Consider the following 25,690-nt stretch of genomic DNA (forward strand, 5'->3'; position numbering starts at 1 on the left):
TCGAAAGAGTAAGCAAAACTCAAATTGTATTGATTATGAAAAAAATTACCCTTTTAGTAGCTACTGTTTTACTGGTTGGAAACGTAGTGAATGCAACAGATTTAAGAACGAGATATAGCTTTGATGAGCCAATCTCATTTGTGGAAAGAGGCATTGAGTTTTTTGTTTTTCCAAATGGAGACTTTGATTTTAGTACTCGTCCACAAGACAGTCAAGGTGATTATTTTTACAAAACCGCCGGAAAAAGAGGAGCAAAAACTACTACTGCGAGAGGTCCTGTAAATTATGGAACCCGAATTGAACATGATAGTTTTGGCAGAGTAAGACGTGTTGGTAACACTTTTATCAACTACGACAGCCGAGACAGAGTAAGCCGAATTGGAACGGTTTACATGAAATACAACAGACATGCATTAACCCAAATTGGTGGATTGCAAATTGTCTATGATCGTAGAGGTGATATTGTGAAAATGTTTGGAAATGTAAAAGGTTACAGCAACCAAGGGTATGTTTACCATAGCAATAATAATTACAACAATGATTATGCTACAAACAACCCAAGAAATGATGATGATTATTACTATTACAAAGCAGATGGCACAAAAGCCAAGATTGAAGATAAAAAATAAATAGTTGTTTTGGTTAGGTTTTGATGAAGAAAATCCCGCAAAGTTTACTCGATGCGGGATTTTTGATTTATAAAAAATCGGATTGGTTAATGACCGCCTTCCGCTTGAATGTCATCTACATCAATATTTTGCTTTTTCAAAATTCCTTTTACAACAAAACCATAGTAAGCCAAATAAGCAAAACAAATTACAGGAATAAAATATGACTGGTGAATTCCGATGATATCCGAAATTTTCCCTTGTAACGGAGGAATAATTCCACCACCTAAAATCATCATTACTAAAAAAGCTGAACCCTGTGAAGTATATTTTCCCAAACCGGTAATAGCCAATGAGAAAATAGCTGGCCACATAATACTACAAAATAAACCACCGCTCATAAAAGCATAAATAGCCACTGTTCCTGTTGTGAATAAACCAATAATCATGGCAATCATTCCCATTAAACCAAAAATCATTAATGTTTTTGATGGCTTGTCTTGCCCTAAAAAGAAACCTGCAATTTGAAAAGCAACCACTGCGGCATAAGCATATAACGGTGAAACATCTTGCCCTGACAAATGATTTACATACAATACCACTCCAAAAGCTACATAAGGTATTACTATCAACAGAATTTTACGCACAGAATTGGTTGGGTTAAAAACCGAAATGGCTCCGGCCCAACGGCCAATCATCAAACTTCCCCAATACATTGAGATATATGGTGCCAATGCCGAACCTGTAATATTTCCGAAAGCAGCGGTGTCTAAAAGTTCGCCTAAATTACTTTGAATGGTTACTTCAACTCCAACATAAGTGAATATTCCCAACATCCCTAAAACCAATTGTGGGTATTTCATGGCACCCCAACCTTCCGGATTTTTTTGCGCTCTAACATTGGCAAATAACAATCCGAAAACGGTAACTAATAATGTTGCAATAGTCAAATAAAGTCCTAAATAATCTTTCTCTTTATTTTCAATAAATCGAGTGATGAAATCGGCATCTTCATATCTTGAGAAAATATATCCAAAAATAGCAACCAATACCACAGTAATAGCAATTAACGTTTTCATTGCTTTACTTGCCGGTTCAAAGGTGGAATCACTTTTTCCTGATGGCAATTTTTTAGAGAAATAGAATAAGGCAGCAGCCAATAAAAACAAACCTCCAACAAATACGTAAAGGATTTCCATTTTATCCAAGGAATCAGCTTTTTGGGCAAACTCTTCTAAATTGGCTCCCGCAATTACGCCAAATAAAGCTATAGAAACCACGATTGGACCAATAGTAGTTCCAAAAGAATTAATTCCTCCGGCCAAATTCAAACGATTAGAAGCAGTTTTAATATCTCCTAATGAGGTTGCAAAAGGTTGTGCAGAAGTTTGTTGTAGAGAAAATCCAAGAGCTACAATAAATAAAGCGCCTAGTATTAAAGCATAACTTCCCTGAGTTACCGCAAAAATCATAAATGCCGCACCAAAAGTACTTATCAATAAACCATTAATAATTCCTTTTTTGAAACCCCAAGCGTTGAGAATGTCTTTGTTCGCCATACTACTAAAAATAAAAAGCAATAATGCTCCGATATAGTACGCTCCGTAAAAAGCAAAATCTATCAACTGACTTTGAAACTGATCTAACCCAAATTTAATTTTACAGAAAGGAATAAAAACACCATTTGACGCTCCGATAAATCCCCAAAAGAAGAATACGGTAATTAAAGTGTAAAGGGCCGAATTATTGGCTTTGGTTTGTTCTGAATTCATAATTATAGTTTTTGGTTAGGTTGTTAATAGTTATTGTTTGTGTAAAAATTGAGTCGATAAATTATCAAATTCTTAAATTAAGATAAACTTGATTGGATAAATATACATTTATAAGTAAAACACTAATGATGGCGACAAAATTAGTTATTAACGAAAACGTTTTCTTAAAGTCACTTTTGCGAATATTTCAAAAAAATTACAACGTTTGCGTTGGTTGATAACTGAAAACTAATCGGCTTTTTTGATTTCGCTCTTTGGACCGATACCGTTGTTGTTGAAAGCTTCTATTTGGAAATAATACGCATCCGATTTATCCAATCCATTAAAGTAATACTCGGTCTTGCCGTAAACCATAATCGAACCATATAATTTATCCGGCGATTTCCCAAAGTAAATTACATAACCATCTGCATTTTGCTCCTGTTGCCATTTGAACCAAACGTTTCTGCGCTCGCCTTTTACTTTTTGTCCGGAACGCAAGGGTACGAATCCTTTAACTTCGCTTGGTTTTTCACTACTTCCTTTGCCAAAAACCCTAAAACCACTAATCGCAAATTTACCCGTTGGCATACCAATATTCTCCAATTTTAAATAACGTGCCGAAGCCGGAGTTTTTAATTCTATATATTCATGCGGGACATCTTTGGTGCTTTCGCTTTTATCGATTAAGATTTTCCAATTCTTACCATCGTTCGAAGTATAGATAATGTATTGGTGGCCCAATGTTGTTTCGGGTTTACCCATTAACTCGGCATCTTGATCGGCATAATTGATTTGAATCGCATGGATAATGCTTTTTTCGCCCAAATCAGAAATCAAGTATTCGCCTTTGTTAGCCGTTTTCGCTGACCAATAAGTCTTAATATCTTCATCTACCGAAAGATTCGCCTGAAAGCCACCAAGCGCTGAAGAAACCTGAACGGGTTTGTTATAATTCAGCAACATCCAACCGGCAAAGCTTTCGCTCAAATGGCCTTTATTTTCCGAAGGCAAAAACGTTGGATAATCACCATAAGCTGTGTTTGAATACAGAATATCGTCTTTATCAAATCCGGCAGGCCAAATACCCAAACGACGTTCGAAATTGTTTTTCACACAAACACCAATCGTTGAAATATGCCAATACTGATTGTTCGCATCGGTGAAAGTCGCGCCATGTCCGGCACCACGAGCAAAACCTCCGGGTTTATACGAAAAAGGATTGTGTGATTGGTATTCGAATGGTCCAAGCGGGTGATTGCCCACATACACGCCATCGGCATAGCCGCTGAATTCGGTTCCGGGCGCGCCATACTGCAAATAATATTTACCGTTGTATTTGGTCATAAAAGCACCTTCGGTAAACGGTTGCAGAAAAGTATTGTCGTTGTGCTCGCCAAAGCGTTCCCATCCGTGTTCGTCATCATTCAAAGCCAGTACCGGAATCCTATCGCCTTCCGGCTGGAAAGTTTTGCGGTTAAGTTTTATACCATATAGCGGATACAAATTACTCGAACCGTAATATTCATAGACTTCATCTTTTTCTTTGTCCCAAAAAATTTGCGGATCCCAAGCGGCGGCTTCTGATTTGTGGATTAACTCTTTCCACTCGCCTTTTTCCGGATTCGTACTCATCCAAAGCGGAAATTCTTTGCCGTGCGTTGAACCAACAACTAGCAAAGTATCGTTGACAAAAGACAACGAAGGTGCGCACAATTCGTCATAAACTTTATGCTCAGTTCGAAGGAATTTTTTAGCAATAAATTTCCAATCAGACATGTCTTTACTATGCCAGTAACCCCATTGATTGGTCGAAAAAAGATAGTATTCGCCTTTGAAAAATGTCAGTACCGGATCGGCAGTGGCACGATGTTTTCCTTGTTTGACAAAATCGGGAATTGGGCAATAACCGTAGTCAATGTTAATCGGATTGCAATACGTCTTTTGCTGGGCTATTCCATAATTTGAAATGAATAACAATATTAGTAAGGCAATCCGATGTTTCATAAAAGTGATTTTTAATTAATTGGCACCAAACTAACCGCTGTTCCGCCACCGGCAGCTAAAACTAATTTCAGCTTGGTTTTAGAAGTCACAGTCATGGTTTTGATTTCGTAGCTGATTGGGTTTTTCTCCCAATGCGCTGTTTTCCCGTCTTGGTAAATAATAGCTTTGTATTTTTTATTCGGAGAAAGAAAATCCAATTTAATTTCAGTATTTCTGGCATTTTCATCGGTGATAGCACCTAAAAACCAGTTCTCCGATTTTTTGTCTTTACGAGCAACCGTCAAATAATCTCCCGGCTCAGCTTCCAAATATTTTGATTCTTGCCAATCGGCTGCTACGTCTTTAATAAACTGAAAAGCATCCGGATATTTTTCATAGTTTTCCGGTAAGTCGGCTGCCATTTGCAACGGTGAATACAAGGTCACATATAAAGCCAATTGTTTGGCTAAAGTCGTATGAACTTGTTCTTTTTTAGTCTTGTCATAATAGCTCATTTTGATTTCAAAAATCCCCGGTGTATAATCCATTGGTCCGCCTAATAATCTGGTGAATGGCAAAATGGTTTCGTGACTTGGCGGATTTCCGTTACTCCAAGCGTTGAACTCGTTTCCACGAGCGGCTTCTGCTGCAATGTAATTCGGATACGTTCTGTGGTAACCCGTAGGACGAGAACTTTCGTGTGAATTGACCATCATTTTGTAATCGGCAAATCTTCGGGCTACAAAGTTGAAATGGTTGACCATTGTTTGTCCGTCATGAAACTCGCCACGCGGAATAATTCGACCAACATAACCTGATTTCGCCGCAGGATAACCATACTCTTTCATCAAGTTTAATGCTCTGTCCAAATGTCTTTCATAATTCGCCACCGAACCCGAAGTTTCGTGGTGCATAATCATCTTAACTCCTTTGGATTTGGCGTAAGCGTTGATTTCGGCTAAATTGTAATCAGGATAAGGTGTAGTAAAATCGAAAACATCTTCTTTCCAATTGCCAAACCAATCTTCCCAACCTACATTCCAGCCTTCCACTAAAACGCCATCAAAACCATGTTTGGCAGCAAAATCAATATATCGTTTGGTATTCGCCGTAGTTGCACCGTGTCTTCCACTGGCAATTAATTCTCTCGATTCGGTGTTCTGCGCATTTTGACTTCCGGCGTAATCCCAAGTCGATTTCCCTACGTGCATTTCCCACCAAACGCCAACGTATTTCATGGGTTTAATCCAAGAAGTATCTTCAATTTTGGAAGGTTCATTTAAGTTCAAAATCATTTTGGAACCTACAATTTCACGGGCATCATCACTTACCATAATGGTTCTCCAAGGCGAAACATAAGGTGCTTGTAAATAAGCTTTATCGCCAATAGCATTGGGAACCAAACGAGAAGTCAAAGCGTTTGTTGTTGGATTCAAATCCAAATGCATAATCGGATAATTGACAACCGCTGCTTCAAAAATATTTAAGTATAAATTATCAGCAGTTTTCATCATTAATGGCGATTGTACGACGTGTTTTCCTGCGATGGATTTTAGACCGATACCATTATTTAAATCGATTTTTTCGGTATTAACATCAGACAATAGCGTTTCATTATAAGCATATTCCTGACTGTCAAAATCACCCGGAATCCAGAACGTTTTGTGGTTTCCGGCTAAATTGAATTCTGATTTTTCATCGGATACAATGAAATAATTCAAGTTGGGTTGCTTTGGAAATTCATAGCGAAAAGCCATTCCTTCGTCATAGACTTTGAAGATAATGTTCATCTTTCTGTTAGTTCCCATTTGAGATAAACAAAACGTCAATTCGTTGTAATGATTTACGATGCTAGATTGCTCTCCCAGAACCGGTTTCCATGTTTCATTGAAAGTAGAAACTTTAACGCTATCTATTTTAAAATTGGAAGCCAAATCGGTATCGCCTTTGAGATAAACACCCAAGAGACTTTTCAAAATCACCGGTTTGTTTTTATAGGTCAACGAATAAGATGGTCTACCTTTTTCAGCTAATTTGAACTCGAGCGTAAGTTCTTTTGAAGGTGATTGTATCGTTTGCGCTTTAAGGCAAAAAGCGAACAACAGCAAAGTGATGGTAATCGAATTTTTCATAAAGTATATTTTTTGCTAAAGATAGAAATAACTTATTACTTTAAAAAAAACCCTTTAGTTGATGACCAAAGGGTTTTCCTCGAAGTAAACATAAAATTAATTAACCAAATCAAATTCTATTTTATTAATCGTATCAGAATTGGTTCCGATAAAGACTTCAAATTTTCCGGGTTCGGCCACAAATTGCAAATTAGTATTGTAGAATTTTAAATCTTCAACAGAAATTTCAAAAGTTACCATTTGCTTTTCGCCTTTTTTAAGGTTTATTTTTTGAAAACCTTTCAGCTCTTTAACCGGTCTGGTCACCGAACCAACTATGTCTCTGATATACAATTGTACCACTTCCTTGCCATCAAAATCTCCGGTATTGGTAATATCTACAGTAGCTTTAATAGTTTCATTGAAAGACATTTTAGTCGAAGAAAGACTCAAATTAGCATAGTTAAAAGTCGTGTAACTCAATCCGAAACCGAATGGAAATAATGGCTCATTTCTTTCATCGATATAATTCGACTTAAATTTTTCGAAGATTCCTTCTTTGTTACCTAAAGGTCTTCCTGTATTTTTTGCCGCATAATAAATGGGCACTTGTCCAACACTTCTTGGGAAAGTCGCTGTTAATTTTCCGGATGGATTTTCGTTTCCGAATAATACATCGGCTATAGCATAACCGGCTTCACTTCCGGCAAACCAAACATTTAAAATAGCCGGAACAGTTTTATTTTCCTCTGTTATCACCAATGGTCGACCATCGAATAAAACTAAAACTACCGGTTTTCCTGTTTTTAATAAGGCTTGTAACAAATCCTTTTGCGCTTGTGGAATCTCCAAATTAGTACGACTACTGGATTCACCACTCATTTCAGCCGATTCTCCTAATGCGGCAACAATCACATCTGATTGGTTGGCGATTTTCAAAGCTTCGAAAAGTAATTCTTCATTCGTTCTTTGGTCTCTGTGTAGCGTTTTGCCAAACATGGTAGCTCTTTCTTCCAAAGCCGCATCATAATCAAGATTACTACCTTTAGCGTATAATATTTTGGCAGAAACTCCAACCACAGATTGAATTCCGGAGATTAATGAAACCGAATTTTCCTGTTTGGTCGCCACACTCCAAGTTCCTGCCATATTTTCTTTGGCATCCGCCAATGGACCGATAACGCCAATCGTGCCTGATTTTTTTAGCGGTAAAGTTTGGTTTTCATTTTTAAGCAAAACCAAAGACTCAGCGGCAATTTTTCGGGCTTCACTTCTGTGAGTTGAAGTGAAAATTTCTGTTTTGGCACGATTAGCGTCACAGTATTTGTAGGGATCGTGAAACAATCCTAAATCATATTTGGCATTCAAAATCAATCGAACTGCATTGTTGATTTGTTGCATAGTCACTTTGCCTTCGTCTAATGATTTTTTTAATGTCAGTAAAAAACCTTCGCCAACCATATCCATTTCCACTCCGGCGTTTAAGGCTAAAGCAGAAACGGTTTGTAAATCACCCATACCGTGTTCGGTCATTTCGTTGATTCCGGTATAATCGGTTACTACGAAACCTTTGAAACCCCAATCTTTTCGGAGTAAATCAGTTAGTAACCATTTATTCCCAGTTGCCGGAATTCCGTCTATTTCATTAAACGACGCCATTACGGAAGCTGTTCCGGCATCGACGGCGGCTTTGTAAGGTGGTAAATAATCATTGTACATTCTGATTTTACTCATATCTACCGTGTTGTAATCTCTTCCGCCTTCGGGCGCACCATACAAGGCAAAGTGTTTTACACAGGATAAAATAGTATTGTTTTTACTCAAATCGTCACCTTGATAGCCGGTTACCATCGCTTTGGCAATTTGGCTTCCCAAATATGGATCTTCTCCTGAACCTTCGGAAACTCTTCCCCAGCGCGGATCGCGGGAAATATCTACCATTGGGGAAAACGTCCAGTTGATTCCATCAGCACTGGCTTCTTGAGCGGCAATTTGGGCACTTCTTTTAATTAGATTCATATCCCAAGTACACGATAATCCAAGCGGAATTGGGAATGTAGTTTCGTATCCGTGAATGACGTCCATTCCGAAAAGCAACGGAATTTTTAATCGACTTTTTTCTACGGCAATTTTTTGAACTTCTTTTATCTTTTGAACAGATTTAATGTTGAATAATCCGCCTACTTTACCTTCTTCTATTTTTTTGGCGATGTTAGAACTATTGGCTTGACCGGTTGTTATATCTCCGGAAGTAGGAAGGTTTAACTGTCCAATTTTTTCTTCGAAAGTCATTTTGGACAATAAGTCGGAAACGAATATTTCTTTAGGCGCAATAGCAATAGCCGTCTTGTTCTTTTTAGCTTTTTGGGCCGAGACAATACATGCTATCAGTAATAAGATTATGGTGTATTTAACTTTCATTTTTGATTGATTGATTGATTGATATTGTTATTTTTTAATCTGTTGTAACATCCATTCGTAGATTTCCGGATTATCATAAACCCTGCTCCAACTGTCGTGATTAGCATCGTCGAAAATGGTTAATTTGACATTGGCATTACAAGCTTTTAGTCTTTTATAAATTACGGACGAATAATTCACATCAACAACATCATCCAAAAGACCGTGAAAAATCCAAGTAGGTATTGCAGCTATTTTACAATCTTCAATTAATGGAACTCTGTCAACAAATCCTGCAATTGGAACTATAGCCGCAAACATATCCGGGTGTGCTATGGCTAAATTCCATGTTCCCCAGCCACCCATGCTTAGACCGGTTAGGTAAATTCTGTTGGCATCAACATTGTTCTCTTGGCTTACTTTTAGAATCAATTGGTATAAAGATTCTGATTCCCAATATGTATTTTCAGGACATTGAGGGGCCAAAATATAGGCGTAGAGTTCGTGATGCTTTACATATTTTAACGGACCATGTATTTTTACTTTTTCTAAATCGGTTCCCTTTTCACCGGAACCGTGTAAAAAAACAATTAATGGTTTTTTAGTTTTTATATTTTGTGGTTTGCGCAATAAATAACCATAAGAATAAGTGTTTGTTATCTGCGTCGAAAAACTTCCTTGTGTTTCTTGTGCTAAGCCACTTAAACCAAATCCAAAACAACACCACAGTATCACTATTTTAAAAGAACGCATCATTTTAGAATCCGTGTTGAGTAGAAGTAAATCCTAAGTTTTGTAATCCGGTTTGCACTTCAGGCGCTTGCATGAATAAGTTCCAAAGAAAACCTGTTCTGTAATTTTCTATCATAGGAACAATAGTCCCTTGATCGATGGCTAAGTAACGTTTAGTAACCCAATCATGATGAGGCGAAAACGCATCATACGGACCGGCAACACCAATCAATCTTTCTTTCCAATCGGCATTCTCATAAAAAAAACGCAAGGCTTTCATGGATTCTATCGGTGTAAACGGAAAATCAGACAAGGCTGCAGTTGGTGAAATCACGCCTCGGTCATTATTAGGTTGGTGTGCTGAATAGCCTGTTGAACCATTAGCATTTCTGGAATAACTTGCCGTTAAACCCCAACAATCTTCACTGTAACCATTCCATGCTAATGGATTAGCCACACAATAAGCATACATAATTTTGGCATGATTTTGAGTTAGCGTCCAATAATTTGCATATTGATCAGACAAACCTCTTGGATCTAAACCCAAATAAGAATAATGCGACCAAAACATTGGGCCAACCGTTGAAGTACCGTTATAATTAAATACTTTCGGAATATTAAAACTTGTTCCTGGGCTAACAATACTTCCGTTTCTTGACCAACCTTGATGATAAGCTTCAGAAGGAATAGGATGTGTTGGTGAAGAAGCACCCATGATATAGGTAATCAAACATTCATTATAACCTTCCAATTTGAGATTCATCAGCCATTCATTATCAGGTGACCAATGCCAATACATCACATTTTCTCCTTTAGTATACCAATCCCAATCTACACCTTTCCACAAGTTATCAGCTTTTAAAGCTAAGGCTTGCTCTTCGGCTGTACCATTTTTAAAATACTCTCTGACACAAATTAGTCCTTGACAGAGAAAAGAAGTTTCTACGATATCGCCACCATTATCATCGTTTCCAAAAGGAACTACATTTCCGTTAGTTCCGTTTAACCAATGTGGCCATGCTCCGTGGAACCGATCTGCATTTTCAAGAAATGTTAACGCTGTTGTTAACCTTGAAACTGCTTCACCTCTAGGAACAAATCCACGTTCAACACCTACTAGAATGGTCATTAATCCAAATCCTGAACCACCTGTGGTCACAAGATTTGCATCAACACTGACTTCATCAGTATGATATCTTTCTCTGGCTAGTTTTGAATTGGTTTCTGCATAGTCCCAAAAGTATTTCAAAGCATCCTTTTGAGCTAAATCCAATAATTGTTCATCTGTCAATTGTTGCTCCTCTGAAGGATTATCATTCGATTGGTTGGAACACGAACAAGAAATAAGAAAGAATTGTAAAACTATTAACTTAACTAAGTTTCTCATGATGGAGATTTGTGACTTATTTTTTGAAAAAATTAAAGAAAAACCTAATAGGTTTGTAATACCTATTAGGTTTATTTGCATTTAAAAGAAGATTATCTTCCAGCTAATTCAAGCTCGTATAAAGAGTTGATATCTGCTGCCGATAATGCTTTTTTCCAAACACGTATTTCATCAATTTGACCGTTCATAGGTCGTTGCCAAGAATCAGGCGTTCCGAAAGCAACTGATCCAAATGTTCCGATAACTGGTCTAGCCGGTGTAAAGAAACTTAAAGGTAAAGCAGTTCCACCATTTCTAGATTCCCAAACTGGGTTAGAAATTTTTTGACCATTAGCATATACTTTAAATAACGCTGTTGTTGCATCCCAAGTGATTACATAATGAGCCCAAACATTGGCAAATTTTGCTGCATGAGCAACGTGACCAGCTGCAATGTCATCAACACTTGGATTAGCTGAATTGATAATGTCTTGGAAGTTGGCACTTCCATCACCATTTTTGATAACTGCTAAACCTTTGATCACAAGTGTATCACTAGCCACTGTTCTCCAACCGGTTTCAGACATTAAGTTAAAATTTCCAGCCCATTCGTTTGGACGTGTCAAAGAAAATAACATCGTTGGATGTCCGTCTGTTCCTCCATTGTTTGTGATTTTAGCCCATAAACTTATAGACATACTTGCTGAAGTTGTAGCCAAAGATGTAATTTCAGGATAAGCTAAATATCCATTGGTAAGAACCAAACCGTCACCTTTAACGGCGTCACCGGTATAAGTTGCTCCTACTGTTGCAGAAGGAGATGTATTGGAAATACTCTCTTTCCCGTTGCCATTTAAAGGCCAATAGGCAACCAAATCAGTCTCGCCTACTTGTCCTGCATTGTCATAACCTCCGATTGGTGGTAATGAACTATCACTATCACTGCTACAACTTGTTAATGAGCCAAATGCAATGGTTAGAGCAAATGCTGAAATAAAAATTTTGTTTGTTTTCATAATAAAAAAATGGTTTAAGTTAAATTAATTTTAATACCCCGGATTTTGAGTTAGTAAGCCTCCGCTTGTAATTATTTGATTTTGTGGAATTGGAAACAATTCATGGGTTCCAACGATAAATGTTTTGCCATCCGCAGCCATAGCTGCTTGTGCTTGACCGGTTCTGATTAAATCAAACCAACGGTCGTGTTCCATTGCCATCTCAGCTCTTCGTTCCTTTAAAATTGAGATTAGTGTAACCGAACTTAATGTCCCTAAACCTGCTCTTGTTCTTAAATCGTTAATCCTGTCTGTTGCCTCTGAATTCAACCCTAGATGAAAAGCCGCTTCTGCACGAATTAACAATAGGTCACTGTATTTTAAAATTCTCAGATTTTTAGCTGTTTGGGTTCGGTCTCCATTCCAAGATTCTGCGATGCTACTTTGATAGGATTTATAATTGTATCTAGGATTAGTCCACGTTGTTGGCGCAACAAATCCATCCCAAAGCACTGAAGGAACAAAAATGATTGAACTACCTCTTCTAACATCGCCGGGTTCAAAAGAGTTGGCTAGCGATAATGATGGTGTATTGAAACCCCAACCTAAATCAGGAGTTCCTCTTGGTCCTTGAACATTGGTGTAATCTTGTAAACCTTTAGTTAATGTGGCCTGTACTTCGTAAATTGACTCAGAACCATTTTCGCCTATTTCTTTCCAAACATCAGCATAATTAGTCAGCAAACCGTATTGTGCAGAACTCATTACGTTACCACACATATCATAGGATTGTTGCCATTTTTCTTGATACAAATAAGCTTTAGCCAATAAAGTCTGTGCTGCTCCTTTCGAAGCTCTTCCTTTATCATTGGGTGCGTATGCCCCTTTCAAAGGCAATTTATCGATAGCATCTAACAAATCAGTTTCTATTTGAGCATAGGTTTCTGCTTTTGATTTTCTAACATATACCACTTCATTAATTTGAGCAGTATCATTAATATCGATTTTTGTAATTACCAATGGTACACCACCAAAACAACGAACCAAATCAAAATAGCACAATGCTCTGAGGAATTTCACCTCACCTATCAATCTGTTCTTGAGGCTTTCTTCGATAGACAATTGCTCTAAATAAAACAAAGCATTATTGGCACGATATATTCCATCATAACGACCTATCCAAACATCATTAAATGAAATATCTGTAGGTCCAAAAGCCAAATTATCTAATCTTCCTTTATCTACACCGGTATCTGTAAGTGTGGAGCCCTTATCAGCATCATCAGAAACAATACTGGTAATTCCTATCCAAGAAAAAGCATACATATTGTAATCTAATTGCTTGTTGTAAACCCCGTTAACCAGTTGAACGGCATTATTAGGATCGTTAAGAAAATCAATCTCTGTAAGAGCATTACTGGGTTCAACATTCAAATCGTCTTCACACGAAAAGAAAATCAAAGAAGAGAATAGCAGTATTGCTGTTTTAAATTTTATGTTACACATCATTTTCATAGTATTTTAAAGACTTATGTTAAGACCAAACAAAAATGTTTTATTCGTTGGATAAGCATCCAACTCAATTCCGGCACCTCCAAGTGGATTAGCATTATCACCTCCAACAACTTCAGGTGAATATCCAGTGTACTTGGTAAATACAAAAGGATTAACAGCAGTGATATAGACTCTTACTTTCTCAATTTTGTTATAAAATTTTGGGATTGTATAACCAATGGTAATATTATTTATTCTCAAAAAAGAACCGTCTTCTATAAAATAAGTTGAAGGTCTTGGAGTTTCATTGTAGGGCTTTGGATTAGTTGTATTCGGGGTTGATGGTGTCCAAAAACTATCTAAATAACTGTATTCAATATTCTCTCCACCAAAGCGTTGCGCTTTTTTACCATTATAAACCTTATTGCCGCCAACACCATAAGTATCCACAGAAAAATCAAAATTTCTATAACTTCCACCTAAACTTAATCCGTAGGTGTAAGTTGGCAAATAAGAACCAGCAATAACCCTTTCATCGCTGTATATGAAAGCCCCGTCACCATTAATACCGAGCACATCATACACATAAAAACTACCCAGAGGTTGTCCGACTAATACTTGTTTAGTGTATTCGCCATTTCCTAAACCACCACCTATTAATCTTGAAAAATAGGCGTTATCGACTTTGGTCAATTCGTTTTTGTTATGGGAAAAATTTCCGGCAACCCAATATTTCAGATTGTCATTAATTTCAGCATCCCATCGCAAAGAAAGTTCTACTCCTTTATTATTAACTTCTCCTGTATTTACAGTCACTTCTCCCGGAGATAAAACAGGAGGAAGTGATACCGGAAGTATAACGTCTGAAGATGTTCTGTCATAAACATCAACAGAACCGGAAAGTCTGTTATTTAACACTTTAAAATCAAGTCCAAAATCAAATTCTTTCATGGTTTCCCATGTAAGGTTTGGATCTACTTGATAAGGCTGATTGCTTCCCGGAAAAATAGTTTGGCTATCTCCAAAAGCATAGTTGTAACCTGCAGCAAAAACAGGAATATTCAAGGCATTTAAGGAATTGGCATTCCCTACTTCTCCATAACCTGCTCGGAGTTTAAGATAATTAACAAACTTTATTTTTTCTAAAAAAGTCTCATTAGAAATAACCCATCCTGCAGAAACTGCCGGAAAGTAACCCCATTTTTTAACATCTTGAAAAGAACTGATTCCTTCTCTTCTGATAGAAGCGGATAACAAATATTTATCATCAAACTCATATTCCGCTCTTCCAAAATAAGCTATTGAAACAATTGGAGTTGAATGATTATTGGAAACCACACTTCCTGGTGGTGCGTCGGCATTAAAAGAAGCCAAATCTAAATACCAGTAATTGGAACTTTCAGGAACATTAAAGCGAGTTCCGGATAAATATTCACCATTATTTTTAGTAGTTCTAGACATCCCTGCAATCAGGGTAAAATCATGCTTATTAAATGATTTTTTATAGGTTAGATAATTATCCCAATTCCACATATAATCATCGCTTTTGTACTGTTGAAGTGTATTGTATTTTATTGGGTTATCTCCAAAACTATCTTCATAATCTTGCAATGTTTGTGTCGCATTTTGTGATAAATAAATATCGGCGTTTGATGAAAAATTATAGCCTTTATTCAAAGTGTATGTTGCTCCAAAATTGGAAGTATATTTTAATTCCTTCAACAAAGCAATTTCCGCGGCTACAGAACCTGACATCACAATATTTTTACTTCTTTCATTGAAGTAAGTTAGTTGGGCTACCGGGTTGGCCACATTATTAAAACGATCATTTCCATTGATATCTATAAGTCCGGTGGCAGGATTACGCAATGGTACGCCCCATCTTCCATTTGGAAAATACACCGGAACAATTGGAGATTGCTTGTAAGCATTAGTAAAAGCACTAACCGGTTTAGGAGTATTGTTTGCTATAGCTAGATTAAAGTTTTGGGAAATCTTAAGTCTGTCGTCAAATATTTTGAATTCGTTTCTTGAATTGATATTGTTCCGTTCGTATTCTGTTCCTATTAGAATACCTTTTTCTTTATAATTTGTAGCCCCAAAATAGTAACTGGCATTTTCATTACCTCCTGAGAAAGAAACATAATTACTTATTACTTCACCTGTATTGGTAATTTCATCTAACCAATCTGTATTATAAGGTTGATCAAAACTATAATAGGTTGAAGAACCTGCTGCCACATTATTGTAATACGCAAAGCGATACGAGTCGGCCATTTCAACTTTCTTTTGAATGAATTTTTGACCGTAATAAGAATCATAATTTACCCTTATTTTACCTTTTTTTCCTTTTTTTGTAGTAACAATAACAGCTCCATTGGCAGCTTTTTGACCATATATGGCTAAGGAAGAAGCATCTTTTAAAATATCTATGGTAGCAATTTCATTTGGATTCAATCCGTTTAATCCGGTAGCTTCCACACCATCAATTAAATACAAAGGATCTCTACCGCCTAAAACTGTTCCCAAACCCCTAATGCGTATAGAAGGATTAGCACCTGGTTCATCATTAGTGACAATGTTAACACCGGCTGCTTTACCTTGTATAGCTTGAATAGCAGATTGTGAAGGTGTTTTAACTATATCAGTAGCCTTTATTTGTGCAACGGAACCGGTGATTGAACCCGACTTTTTAGTTCCGTAACCTATCACAACAACTTCTGTTAATAACTGGTTACTTTCTTTTAAAGTAATGACCATATTTGACTGGGCATTTCGCGTAAGAGTTTCATAGCCTATCATAGAAAAAACTAATACATCGCCCGCTACAGCTTGGATGGCAAAGTTGCCATCATAATCAGTGGTGCTATTGATATTTTTGTCTTTTGCAATAATATTGACTCCCGGAAGTGGTAAGCCATTTTCATCAACTACTTTACCATTTAGTTCTTGAGCATAAGAAAAACAACTAATCGTAAGCAATAAAAAATAAGATAGGAAAATTTTCATTTGAGTAATGTGATTTTGTTTTAGCTAATGTACTAAACTAAAACGTTATAGTAACGCGATTACACTTACTACATTACCACATCATTTTCAGAAATAAAAAAAATAATAAATTGACTTACAGCTATTTAAAATCAATTTATATGACAAAAAACTCATCGGCAGTTATTGGAAATGATGAGTAATTGATGAGTTAATAATTAATAAAATACTAAGAATAAAATTATAGTATTGACAATAAAAAGTAAAAAATTATGAGTTAATCATAATTTTTGACAAACTGTCATCTGAAGTTAATCCTAGCTTTTTTCTTAATCGGTAGCGATGCAGTTCAACTCCTCTAAATGAAATATTCATTAACGGAGCTATTTCTTTAGAAGAAAGATTCATTTTTAAGTAAATACAAAGCTTAATATCCTTAGAAGTTAAGACCGGATATTTTTTTGATAAACGCTGTACAAATTCTTCGTTACTTTGAAGCAAATTCTTTTCAAAACTCTCCCATTCATTTTTATTAATGGCATTTATTTTAATCGCTTTTTTGATACTGCTTTTTAAATTGCCTAAATCATTCTCAGATTCTAAAGCCTTTTGAATACTTTCTATCATTTCGGATTGTTTCGCAATAGATAATGATTTTCCGGCTACTTCAGAAGCTTTTGCCTGGATTTGAACTTCCAATATGTGTTTTTCATATTCTTGAGACTTCAATTTGTTTTGGGCATCCATCTCTAGTTTTAGAATTTCTTTCTGGTGTTTAAGTTCTTCTTCTTTTAGTTTTAATTTCTCTATGTATCTTATTTTATTCCACTTATAGTACAAATAAAATGCCGCAAAAATAATCGCTGCATAAATCAAAATCATCCAAAACGAGAAATACCAAGGCATGGCAACGCTAAAGTTAAACGAGGCCAACTCTTTGTAATTATCTCCATCATTATAATAAATGGCAACGTCATGACTTCCACTGGAGAGGTTGTTTAATACAATATTGGAATCTTTAAGAGGAAAATACCTTTTACCATCATCTAGTGTATAAAACAATTCTTGTTTGTTGTAACCGTAATATTCCGAAATAATATCTATACCAATTGATTTGTTGTACCCTATTGTAGATGACTTTTCCACAAAAACTCCATCAACAAATGCTTCTAACTTAACGCTTTTGTCATTTGGTTTTGGTTTAGTCTTCTGTAATTTAAAAGCAAAAAAACCATCATCTAAATTCAATAAATATTCACCATTATTCTTAAATACTTTGGTATCCTGATTGATGATTTTACCTTCATAATATTTTTCCGGAATAAGATTCCAAACAAATTTATCGTTCACTCTATTAATTAAAAAAAGTGATTTGTCCTTTAAAACGATAAAGTTTTCGTCATCAATCGGAATGAGTTCCGATATATTTGAAAATGATTTATTGAAATAAACATTGATTTCTAAAGTATCGGAAATCGCATTGTAAGCATACCATTTAGAATTAATGTAAAACAACACTTCATTATTAAAATTGACCATTTTAACACCATAATCGTTAAGAATTTTATTTTTCTGAGTGATATTTTCAACCTTTTTTACAACATAATTTTCGTCAAAAAGGATTCTGTACAAACTTCTGTAATTGTCAACGGCCCAAAGTTCATTTGGCTTGTTCTGAATGATGTTTTTAATTGGCTTGGTCAGATTTGAAAAATATTTGAAAGTTTTAAAATCTGTCGGATTCTCATAAATAACAATGCCCGAATAATTAGCCAGAAAAAAATTGTTGTGGTAATTGCTTTTCAAAAATTTCCATCCACCGCTGACTTCATTCGACTTTTGCAACGTATTGTTTTCATAAATATAAGTTCCGTCGTTGTGACCAATAAGGTATTTGTTTTCAACTTGGAGTATATCCCAAACTTGTCCTTGAGATTGGGGCAATAAGGTCAAAATTTTATCCTGATACTTAAAAACTCCGTGATTAGAACCTAACAACAATCCGCCTTCTTTCAATGGTGCCAAAGTATAAACAGAGCCTAGAATTCCGGTGTTGTCGGAAAATATCCGATAAGGCGAATTGATTTCAATGTGCGAAATTCCGTTATCTAAACCAAGCCACAAATCATTTTCTTTGTCCAAACCAATACTTAAAATGGAATTGTTCTTCAGAGCATTTTTTCGGCAAACATTATTATAACTATTGTTGGCCAAATCTATAATGTAAACCCCTTGAAAAGCCGTTCCAATAATTAATTTGCTATTCGAAATTACCTTAGCCGTAATGATGATTTCCTTCTTTAGTAATTCGTTCAACGGATGCGACCATGGTTTTAAACCATTGCTGTCTTCAATGTAAACACCACTTTTTTGAGTAAAAAAGTACATTTTCCCACTGGCTTTATCAATGGCATGAATGATATTGTCTTCGAGTAAATTCCATTTCTCAATCTTTTTGAAATCGTTATTCTCAAAAAGAAAAACACCGTCTTTAACCGATGCTGCGTAGATTTTATTGTCAACCAAAAAACAATACGACACCTGAAAAGGAATCCTGATTTTTCTAATCTTATTGTTCTCTAAAACATATAATTCATTAAAAGACTGAAAGTATATCTTATTCTCATGCTTAAAAATCTTCCAAATCTCTTCATTGATTGACGAACCGGTAAAGTAATTTTTGTTTTTGGAAAGTGAAGTGTATTTTAGTATTCCATTCTGTCTTTTCCAGTAACCAAATTCATTATAAGAACCTGAATAAATTTTATCGCCATCCGAAAAAACAGATCTTATAATGGTTTTGTTGGGCAAACTGTATTTCTCCCAACGAACACCGTTGAAACGAAGCAAGTAATGATTATTGGCAAAATAGAAAGCATTATCATTGCCTTGTGTTACGCTCCAAACTTGGTTGTCGCCGTTGTAATTGCTTTTGGTAAAGTTTTCCACAAAAGGAAGCAACTCCTGCGCATGAGTAAATGAACAGAGTAGAAAAAAGAAAAAGGCGATTTTGTTTTTCACTTTTGGTAGATTATTACCCAAAAATAAAAAAACTTATGCCTTTTGATACCAAGCCCGAATTAATTTCCGTCAACGAAGTCTTGAAGGTAAGCAAATCGAGGTGTTAATTTGCCGTTTTCGGTGATTTTAGCGCGTTGTAAAATACCATCTTTGTCTCCGTTAAAGAAAGCCGGAATCACGTGTTCCATAAACATTTCGCCAAAACCTTCGCTGGCATCTTTGGGCAATTCGCAAGGTAAATTATCTACAGACATCACCATAATTGAACCCGGATGAGTAAAGGGAACTTCTTTATTTTCGAAAGGTAAATAACCAAAAAACGGTTCGGCAATCGTTGAAGCTTTTACAGTACAGGCAATCGGTCCGTCAACATCACAAGAAATATCGGCAACAACTTTTATTTTGCAATCAGCCGCTTTGAGCATTTCTTGGGTTAAAATATCCGGTGCGTTATTCCCATGAAAATGTCCGGCCATAAAAATATCGGCTACTTTGGTAAAACGCTCAAAATCGGAGGTGTATTCTTGTGGATTTTTATAGAAATCGTTATTGTCCAATACTTTTCCGTCCAAACGTTTGTTATAATCTAAAACATCGATTTGGGTATAAACGGGCTGTGAGTATACTTTACTTAAAAAATCTTCAACTGATACTTGTTTGATTTTTATCCCATCCAAAATTTCTTTGGCACCCATTCCCACTTTTCCGTGACCGGTTAAGACAATTTTGATATTGGGTAAGGTTTGTCTTTTTAAACGAACGATTAAATCATCTTTACCGGTTAGTATTTCTGCTTTGGGTAAAGTAAACAACTCATATTTAATGCCGAATGCTCTAAAACCATTATAAGCACCAACAATCCCGGCATAACGTCCGAAACCGATTAATCTTCTGTTATTGGCATCAACAATAGTTTCATGGTCATAAAGCTCAATATTCTTGTCTAAAATAGCTTGTAGCAATTTTCGATTGTGTGCTTGCTTTTTAATCGTATGCGAAAAGAAAAAATACTTTTTATTCGGAATCAAATAATCAACCGGTATTTCCTTTACACCAAAGAATACATCGCAATCTGAAATATCATCTGAAACTTCAATGCCGTTCTTTTTATATTCCTCGTCATTAAAAACCCTGATGTCAGAGCTTTCTACTTTGACAATTGCTTCCGGATGCTCGGTCTTTAATCTCACCAATTCCTCAGGCGTAAATACAACTCTTCTATCAGGCGGATTTTTTCTCTCTTTAATTATTCCGAATTTCATGCTCTCGATTTTTGTGCCTCAAAAGTAGTTGTAACGAAAACGTTTTCAAAACTTTTTTGGAAAAATATAAATTGTGAAAAACCTGTTGAAAGCTTTGCAAAATATTAACTATCCACCTTACTTGAATAATTATATTTGTGATTCCATAAGTCTTAAAAATGAAAATTAAAAAATCCCACTATATATTCCTTTTTTGTTCCTCTTTACTTATAACTGCTTTCTGTTTTGTTCCTACTTCCTGTTCAAAACAAGAAAAGGCAGAAGAAAGTATTATTAAAATTAACGAAAACGGAATTCCTGTAATGCAACCTTTGCTAGAAGAATTACCAAAACTTTCCAAAGCATTTCTTGAGGATAAAAAATATGGTACTTCGCGTTTCTTTGAAAAAACTTGGTCTGAAAAGAATGACAACGTTAGTTTTTTGGTAGCCAAAAATGGCCAAATCATCTATGAAAACTACATGGGTTATGCCAATAAACGGACGGATGAAAAAATAACCAAAGACACACCATTGCATATCGCTTCGGTAAGTAAGGTCTTGACTGCAACCGCTATTTTGATGTTGATTGATGCCAAAAAAATTAAACTCGACCAAAAAGCGGCTACTTTAATTGAGGATTTTCCTTATCCTGATGTGACGGTTCAAACGCTTTTAAACCACAGAAGCGGTATGAAAAATTATGCTTATTTCACTTATGAAAATAACAATTGGGATAAGAAAAAAATCCTAACCAATGAAGATATAGTCAAAGTAATGGTCGAAAAAGAAATCCCTTTAGAAACCAAAACCGATACTCGTTTTAGCTATTGTAATACTAATTATGCCATGTTGGCGCTAATCATTGAAAAAGCAACCGGATTGAAATATCCAGAAGCCATGAAAGAAATGATTTTCACACCATTAGGCATGACCAATACTTTTGTTTGTGATTTCGAAAAGGACAGAGAAATCATCGTTCCTTCCTACAAAGGCAATAATATGGAAATCGGAACCGATTATTTAGACGGAATTTATGGTGATAAAAACATTTACTCAACACCAAGGGACATATTGAAGTTTGATACCGCGCGCTTCGCACCTTTTTTCCTCAATGCTGATTTATTAAAAAAGGTTTATAAAGGTTACAGCTATGAAAGTAAAGGTTTAAGAAATTATGGGCTAGGAATTAGAATGGTTGAATATGAAAAAGGGGAACCGTTCTATTTTCACAATGGTTGGTGGCACGGCAACACCTCTTCTTTCATCAATTTGAGAAAAGAAAAAGTAACCATCATCACACTTTCCAATAAGTTTACCAAAAAAACATATCAATCTAAAAAATTGGCCGCACTTTTTGGTGATTATCCATTTAAATTGAATGATGATAATGACGAATAATTAACTACTTTTGTGGTCTGATTTTTGCTAATCAGAATAAAAACTGGGGTCGACTGGTTTTGACAGCAAGTCGAATTGAACAGTAAGCACGTCGAGCATGGTACCTTTTGCTCGTAAATCCAAGGGTATAAACACATAAACGGCGAAAATAACTACGCTTTAGCTGCATAATCTGAATTAAAGTAAGATTTGCCAAGTCTCGATAAGATCGGGAAGCTGGATTCTCCTCAGAAGCCCTGGTTTATGGCGTCTGACTCAGGGGAACCGTAAATGTAAACCTAGGTAAGGTAATGTTCTGAATCCTTTCTGACACTGATAGAGCTAAGCATTAGGCCGCTGTCTTTGGCATAGCCTACTGTCGAAAACCCAATCAAAGACTAAACGTGTAGAAAGCTCTTTAGTTGCTTGTTTGGACCCGAGTTCGATTCTCGGCGACTCCACAGAAACTACTTTGTTTTAGTTCAAAAGCCTGTAAATCGTATGATTTACAGGCTTTTCTGTTTTTACTACTATTCAAATTATTCATCAAATCACAAAATAAAGGTGGCCAATTCGGTTACCCGAAAAATTTCAAAATCAGGGTAACCGAATTCTTTGTCAGCACCAGTATAATAAGGTGTTCATAGAATGAACATCTTGCAGATAAAACGGATAAACATTAATTTGAATAACTAAAAAAGGTCACCAAAATGAAACACAAACTATCAACGCTCTTTTACATTAAGAGTTCAAAATCAGCTAAAAATGGTTTAATACCTATCTATTTAAGAGTAACCATTAATGGAGTGCGTATTGAATTCAGCACTTCAAAATTTATCGAGTCGTCTAAATGGAATTCGATTTCAGGAAGATTAAAAGGAAACTCAGAAGAAACTAGGTCATTAAATAGCTATCTCGATATTTTAAAATGCAAAGTTAATGAGGTCGAAAAGGATATGGTAAACAACAATATTGAAATCGATGCACGTTCGTTTAAAAACAAATTTTTAGGAGTCGAAGAAAAGCAAAGAATGCTGATAACAATATTTGAAAATCACAACAACAACATGAAAGATTTGGTTGGAAAAGATTTTGCAAATAATACATACAAGAGATACCTTACCTCATTAAGTCATACAAAAGAATTCTTGAAGTATAAATACAATCTCAATGATATCTCTATAATAAATATAGACTTAGCCTTTATTAATGACTATGATTTTTACCTAAGAAGTATAAAAAAATGCAACAATAACTCGACAATTAAATATATTCGAAACTTTGGCAAAATAGTAAAACAATGTTGTGCAAACGGATGGCTAGATAAAGACCCCTTTGCAAACTATAGAGGGAAAGTTAAACATATAGAGCGCATCTATTTAAATGAAGTAGACATTCAAAGTCTTATAACTAAAAATTTAAAATCTGAAAGACTTTCATTAGTACGTGATATATTCCTTTTTAGCTGTTTTACTGGATTAGCCTATATTGACGTTAGAAATTTGACAAAGTTTCATATAAGTATTGGCATAGATGGTGAAAAATGGATTTTCACTCATCGTCAGAAAACAGAAAGTGCTTCAAAAATTCCTATTCTACCGGTCACGCAAATAATTATTGATAAATATGAAAACCATCCGACTTGTCTAAATGAAAACCGTCTTTTACCAATCCTCTCCAATCAAAAAATGAATGCTTATCTAAAAGAAATAGCCGATTTATGCGAAATCGAAAAGGACCTAACATTTCACATTGCCAGACATACCTTTGCAACAACAGTAACACTATCAAATGGAGTTCCTATTGAAAGTGTCAGCAAAATGCTAGGACATAAAGATCTCAGAACAACTCAACATTATGCAAAAATATTGGATAGAAAAGTCAGCGATGATATGGCAATTCTAAAACAAAAACTATCAACTAAAATAATGGCTCAAAGCTCATAAATCAATTATATATTAATGCCTCTATAAAAAGGCAAAAAATTACGTATAAATACGAATTGAATTAGATTGATAAAATTCTTTAATTGCATAATAAATACCTCAAATTCAAATTGATACAATTATAACAATTTAAAAAAAACAATTATAATTAACTCTAATCAAATTAAAACCAATGGACACACCAACAAAAGATAGAATTGCAAAACTACATCCATCAGTAAGAAATGAAGTAACCTCAATCATTCAAGAATGTGACACAGCACTAACAGGTAGAGCAAAAGTAAGAGTAACCCAAGGTTTAAGAACATTTGCTGAGCAAGATGCACTTTATCAACAAGGCCGAACCACAATAGGCCAAAAAGTAACAAATGCCAAAGCCGGGCAATCCATACACAATTATGGCTTTGCCATAGACATTTGCCTAATCATTGACGGCAAAATGGCATCTTGGGAAACCACCAAAGATTGGGACAATGACCAAATAGCTGATTGGTACGAATGTGTAAAAATATTTGCAAAATACGGTTGGGAATGGGGCGGTAATTGGAAAACATTCAAAGACTTGCCACATTTCGACAAACGTGGTTTCAATAAATGGCAAGCACTTGCAAAATTAAAACTTGATAAAAATGGTTATGTAATTTTGTTATAAAATATTGCTTATTCAATTCGTAGAATCTTTTAATTGAAAAAGATTAAGAATATAAATTTCACATAAAAACCCCTATTAAATTCCCGAATCACACACTATACTGTTTGATTCGGGAATTCTTCTTCTATAGTTTTGCTGCTTTATTCCTTCTCTGCATGCAAAACCAATCCTACCAACAACGGATGAAAAATATTTATCAGATGCTATTCGAATTAGCAACTGGTAATTTGGCATATAGGATAGAACCAACAGAGAAGAATGACGAATTAGATGAACTAAGCAGCGTACTCAATATCTTAGGGCTAACTATTCAAAACACGATTGCAAAATCAGGTCACGTTATCCCCTACTACAATTACCAAAGCGTTCTCCAAAATACATTTATGCTGAGCAAAGACTATAATATCAAAAGCTTTAATGCATCAGTCATTTCAAACTTCGGTTACAGTCCAGACGCTCTAAACGATATGAAGTTTGACAAAATAATAGCTCCTCAATCATACGATATTTGGCAAAACATAAAACTGGAAATTATAAATAATGAAGAGTATTTCCACACTATCCAATTAGTTTTAGTAACCGGCAATAAAAAGCTGCTCCCATTTCACTTTACAATTTCTAAATTACTTCATAGTGATGATATTCTGATTACTTCAGTTACAACAGTACTTCAGAACTCACTCGCTGATAGCTTTAGTTCAGGAAATATAATTCCACGTCCAAAAGACTCAACTATCATACAAAGCGTTTACAACTACATTATAAACAATCTCGAAGAACCACTTCCTTCAGTTAAAGCTTTAGCAAAAATGTTTGGCTCAAACGAATTCAAATTAAAAGTAGGATTCCGACACTTTTTCAATACAAGTATTTACCAGCTCTACAATGAAGAACGCCTCAAAAAAGCACACAAGCTAATTCAACAAACGGACTTATCCTTAAAAGAAATTGCCTTTATGAGTGGTTTCAACTCTTACCTCAACTTTTACAAAGCTTTCTGTAAATCGTCAGCAAAAAGTG

16 protein-coding genes and 1 other RNA gene are annotated in these 25,690 nt (G+C 35.5%); 6 read left to right on the forward strand and 11 right to left on the reverse strand.

Translation table 11 applies throughout. The annotated features are described in order from the left end of the window. Nucleotides 1-35 precede the first annotated feature (35 nt). Nucleotides 36-629, forward strand: coding sequence for a hypothetical protein (locus B3C16_RS00245; protein WP_291127378.1), 594 nt, complete (start codon nucleotides 36-38; stop codon nucleotides 627-629). Nucleotides 630-715: 86 nt separating this feature from the next. On the opposite strand, the gene B3C16_RS00250 is transcribed toward B3C16_RS00245, so the two are convergent. The 11 genes from B3C16_RS00250 to B3C16_RS00300 form a co-directional block, all read right to left on the reverse strand. Beyond that, a complete protein-coding gene (locus B3C16_RS00250) occupies nucleotides 716-2,380 on the reverse strand; it encodes an MFS transporter (protein ID WP_291127380.1) in 1,665 nt (554 codons plus the stop codon). Nucleotides 2,381-2,608: 228 nt separating this feature from the next. Next, nucleotides 2,609-4,366: a family 43 glycosylhydrolase gene (locus B3C16_RS00255; protein ID WP_291127383.1), complete on the reverse strand. Its 1,758-nt coding sequence runs from the start codon at nucleotides 4,364-4,366 to the stop codon at nucleotides 2,609-2,611. 11 nt (nucleotides 4,367-4,377) lie between these two features. Then, nucleotides 4,378-6,477 (reverse strand): glycoside hydrolase family 97 protein, encoded by a 2,100-nt coding sequence (locus B3C16_RS00260; protein ID WP_291127386.1) that lies wholly within the window; start codon nucleotides 6,475-6,477, stop codon nucleotides 4,378-4,380. A gap of 96 nt (nucleotides 6,478-6,573) precedes the next feature. Next, nucleotides 6,574-8,877 (reverse strand): beta-glucosidase BglX, encoded by a 2,304-nt coding sequence (gene bglX / locus B3C16_RS00265; RefSeq protein ID WP_291127388.1) that lies wholly within the window; start codon nucleotides 8,875-8,877, stop codon nucleotides 6,574-6,576. A 27-nt stretch (nucleotides 8,878-8,904) separates the two neighbouring features. Next, nucleotides 8,905-9,612, reverse strand: a complete 708-nt coding sequence (locus B3C16_RS00270) for a prolyl oligopeptidase family serine peptidase (protein WP_291127391.1) — start codon at nucleotides 9,610-9,612, stop codon at nucleotides 8,905-8,907. 1 nt (nucleotide 9,613) lies between these two features. Then, nucleotides 9,614-10,975: a glucoamylase family protein gene (locus tag B3C16_RS00275; protein ID WP_121313835.1), complete on the reverse strand. Its 1,362-nt coding sequence runs from the start codon at nucleotides 10,973-10,975 to the stop codon at nucleotides 9,614-9,616. 92 nt (nucleotides 10,976-11,067) lie between these two features. Next, nucleotides 11,068-11,970: a LamG-like jellyroll fold domain-containing protein gene (locus tag B3C16_RS00280; protein ID WP_121313836.1), complete on the reverse strand. Its 903-nt coding sequence runs from the start codon at nucleotides 11,968-11,970 to the stop codon at nucleotides 11,068-11,070. A gap of 30 nt (nucleotides 11,971-12,000) precedes the next feature. Continuing rightward, nucleotides 12,001-13,458, reverse strand: a complete 1,458-nt coding sequence (locus tag B3C16_RS00285) for a RagB/SusD family nutrient uptake outer membrane protein (protein WP_291127395.1) — start codon at nucleotides 13,456-13,458, stop codon at nucleotides 12,001-12,003. A gap of 12 nt (nucleotides 13,459-13,470) precedes the next feature. After that, nucleotides 13,471-16,452, reverse strand: coding sequence for a SusC/RagA family TonB-linked outer membrane protein (locus tag B3C16_RS00290; protein WP_291127398.1), 2,982 nt, complete (start codon nucleotides 16,450-16,452; stop codon nucleotides 13,471-13,473). A gap of 249 nt (nucleotides 16,453-16,701) precedes the next feature. Beyond that, nucleotides 16,702-19,452, reverse strand: a complete 2,751-nt coding sequence (locus B3C16_RS00295) for a helix-turn-helix and ligand-binding sensor domain-containing protein (RefSeq protein ID WP_291127401.1) — start codon at nucleotides 19,450-19,452, stop codon at nucleotides 16,702-16,704. A 59-nt stretch (nucleotides 19,453-19,511) separates the two neighbouring features. Further along, the gene (locus tag B3C16_RS00300) at nucleotides 19,512-20,714 is read right to left on the reverse strand and encodes an NAD(P)-dependent oxidoreductase (protein ID WP_291127404.1); all 1,203 of its coding nucleotides are present in this window, start codon (nucleotides 20,712-20,714) and stop codon (nucleotides 19,512-19,514) included. A gap of 158 nt (nucleotides 20,715-20,872) precedes the next feature. Between B3C16_RS00300 and B3C16_RS00305 the strand changes: the two genes are divergently transcribed. From B3C16_RS00305 to B3C16_RS00325, 5 genes are all read left to right on the forward strand, one after another. Beyond that, nucleotides 20,873-22,093, forward strand: coding sequence for a serine hydrolase domain-containing protein (locus tag B3C16_RS00305; protein WP_291127407.1), 1,221 nt, complete (start codon nucleotides 20,873-20,875; stop codon nucleotides 22,091-22,093). Nucleotides 22,094-22,138: 45 nt separating this feature from the next. Beyond that, nucleotides 22,139-22,536, forward strand: a transfer-messenger RNA (tmRNA) gene (ssrA, locus tag B3C16_RS00310). Between the two features lie 246 nt (nucleotides 22,537-22,782). Next, nucleotides 22,783-24,018, forward strand: a complete 1,236-nt coding sequence (locus B3C16_RS00315) for a site-specific integrase (protein WP_291127410.1) — start codon at nucleotides 22,783-22,785, stop codon at nucleotides 24,016-24,018. A 172-nt stretch (nucleotides 24,019-24,190) separates the two neighbouring features. Continuing rightward, nucleotides 24,191-24,670, forward strand: coding sequence for a M15 family metallopeptidase (locus B3C16_RS00320; RefSeq protein ID WP_291127413.1), 480 nt, complete (start codon nucleotides 24,191-24,193; stop codon nucleotides 24,668-24,670). Nucleotides 24,671-24,870: 200 nt separating this feature from the next. Further along, on the forward strand, nucleotides 24,871-25,690 hold an 820-nt coding region (locus tag B3C16_RS00325), incomplete at its 3' end, for a helix-turn-helix transcriptional regulator (protein ID WP_291127416.1).

The sequence above is a fragment of the Flavobacterium sp. UBA7682 genome (assembly GCF_002482945.1).
In the GTDB taxonomy this organism is placed as follows: Bacteria; Bacteroidota; Bacteroidia; order Flavobacteriales; family Flavobacteriaceae; genus Flavobacterium.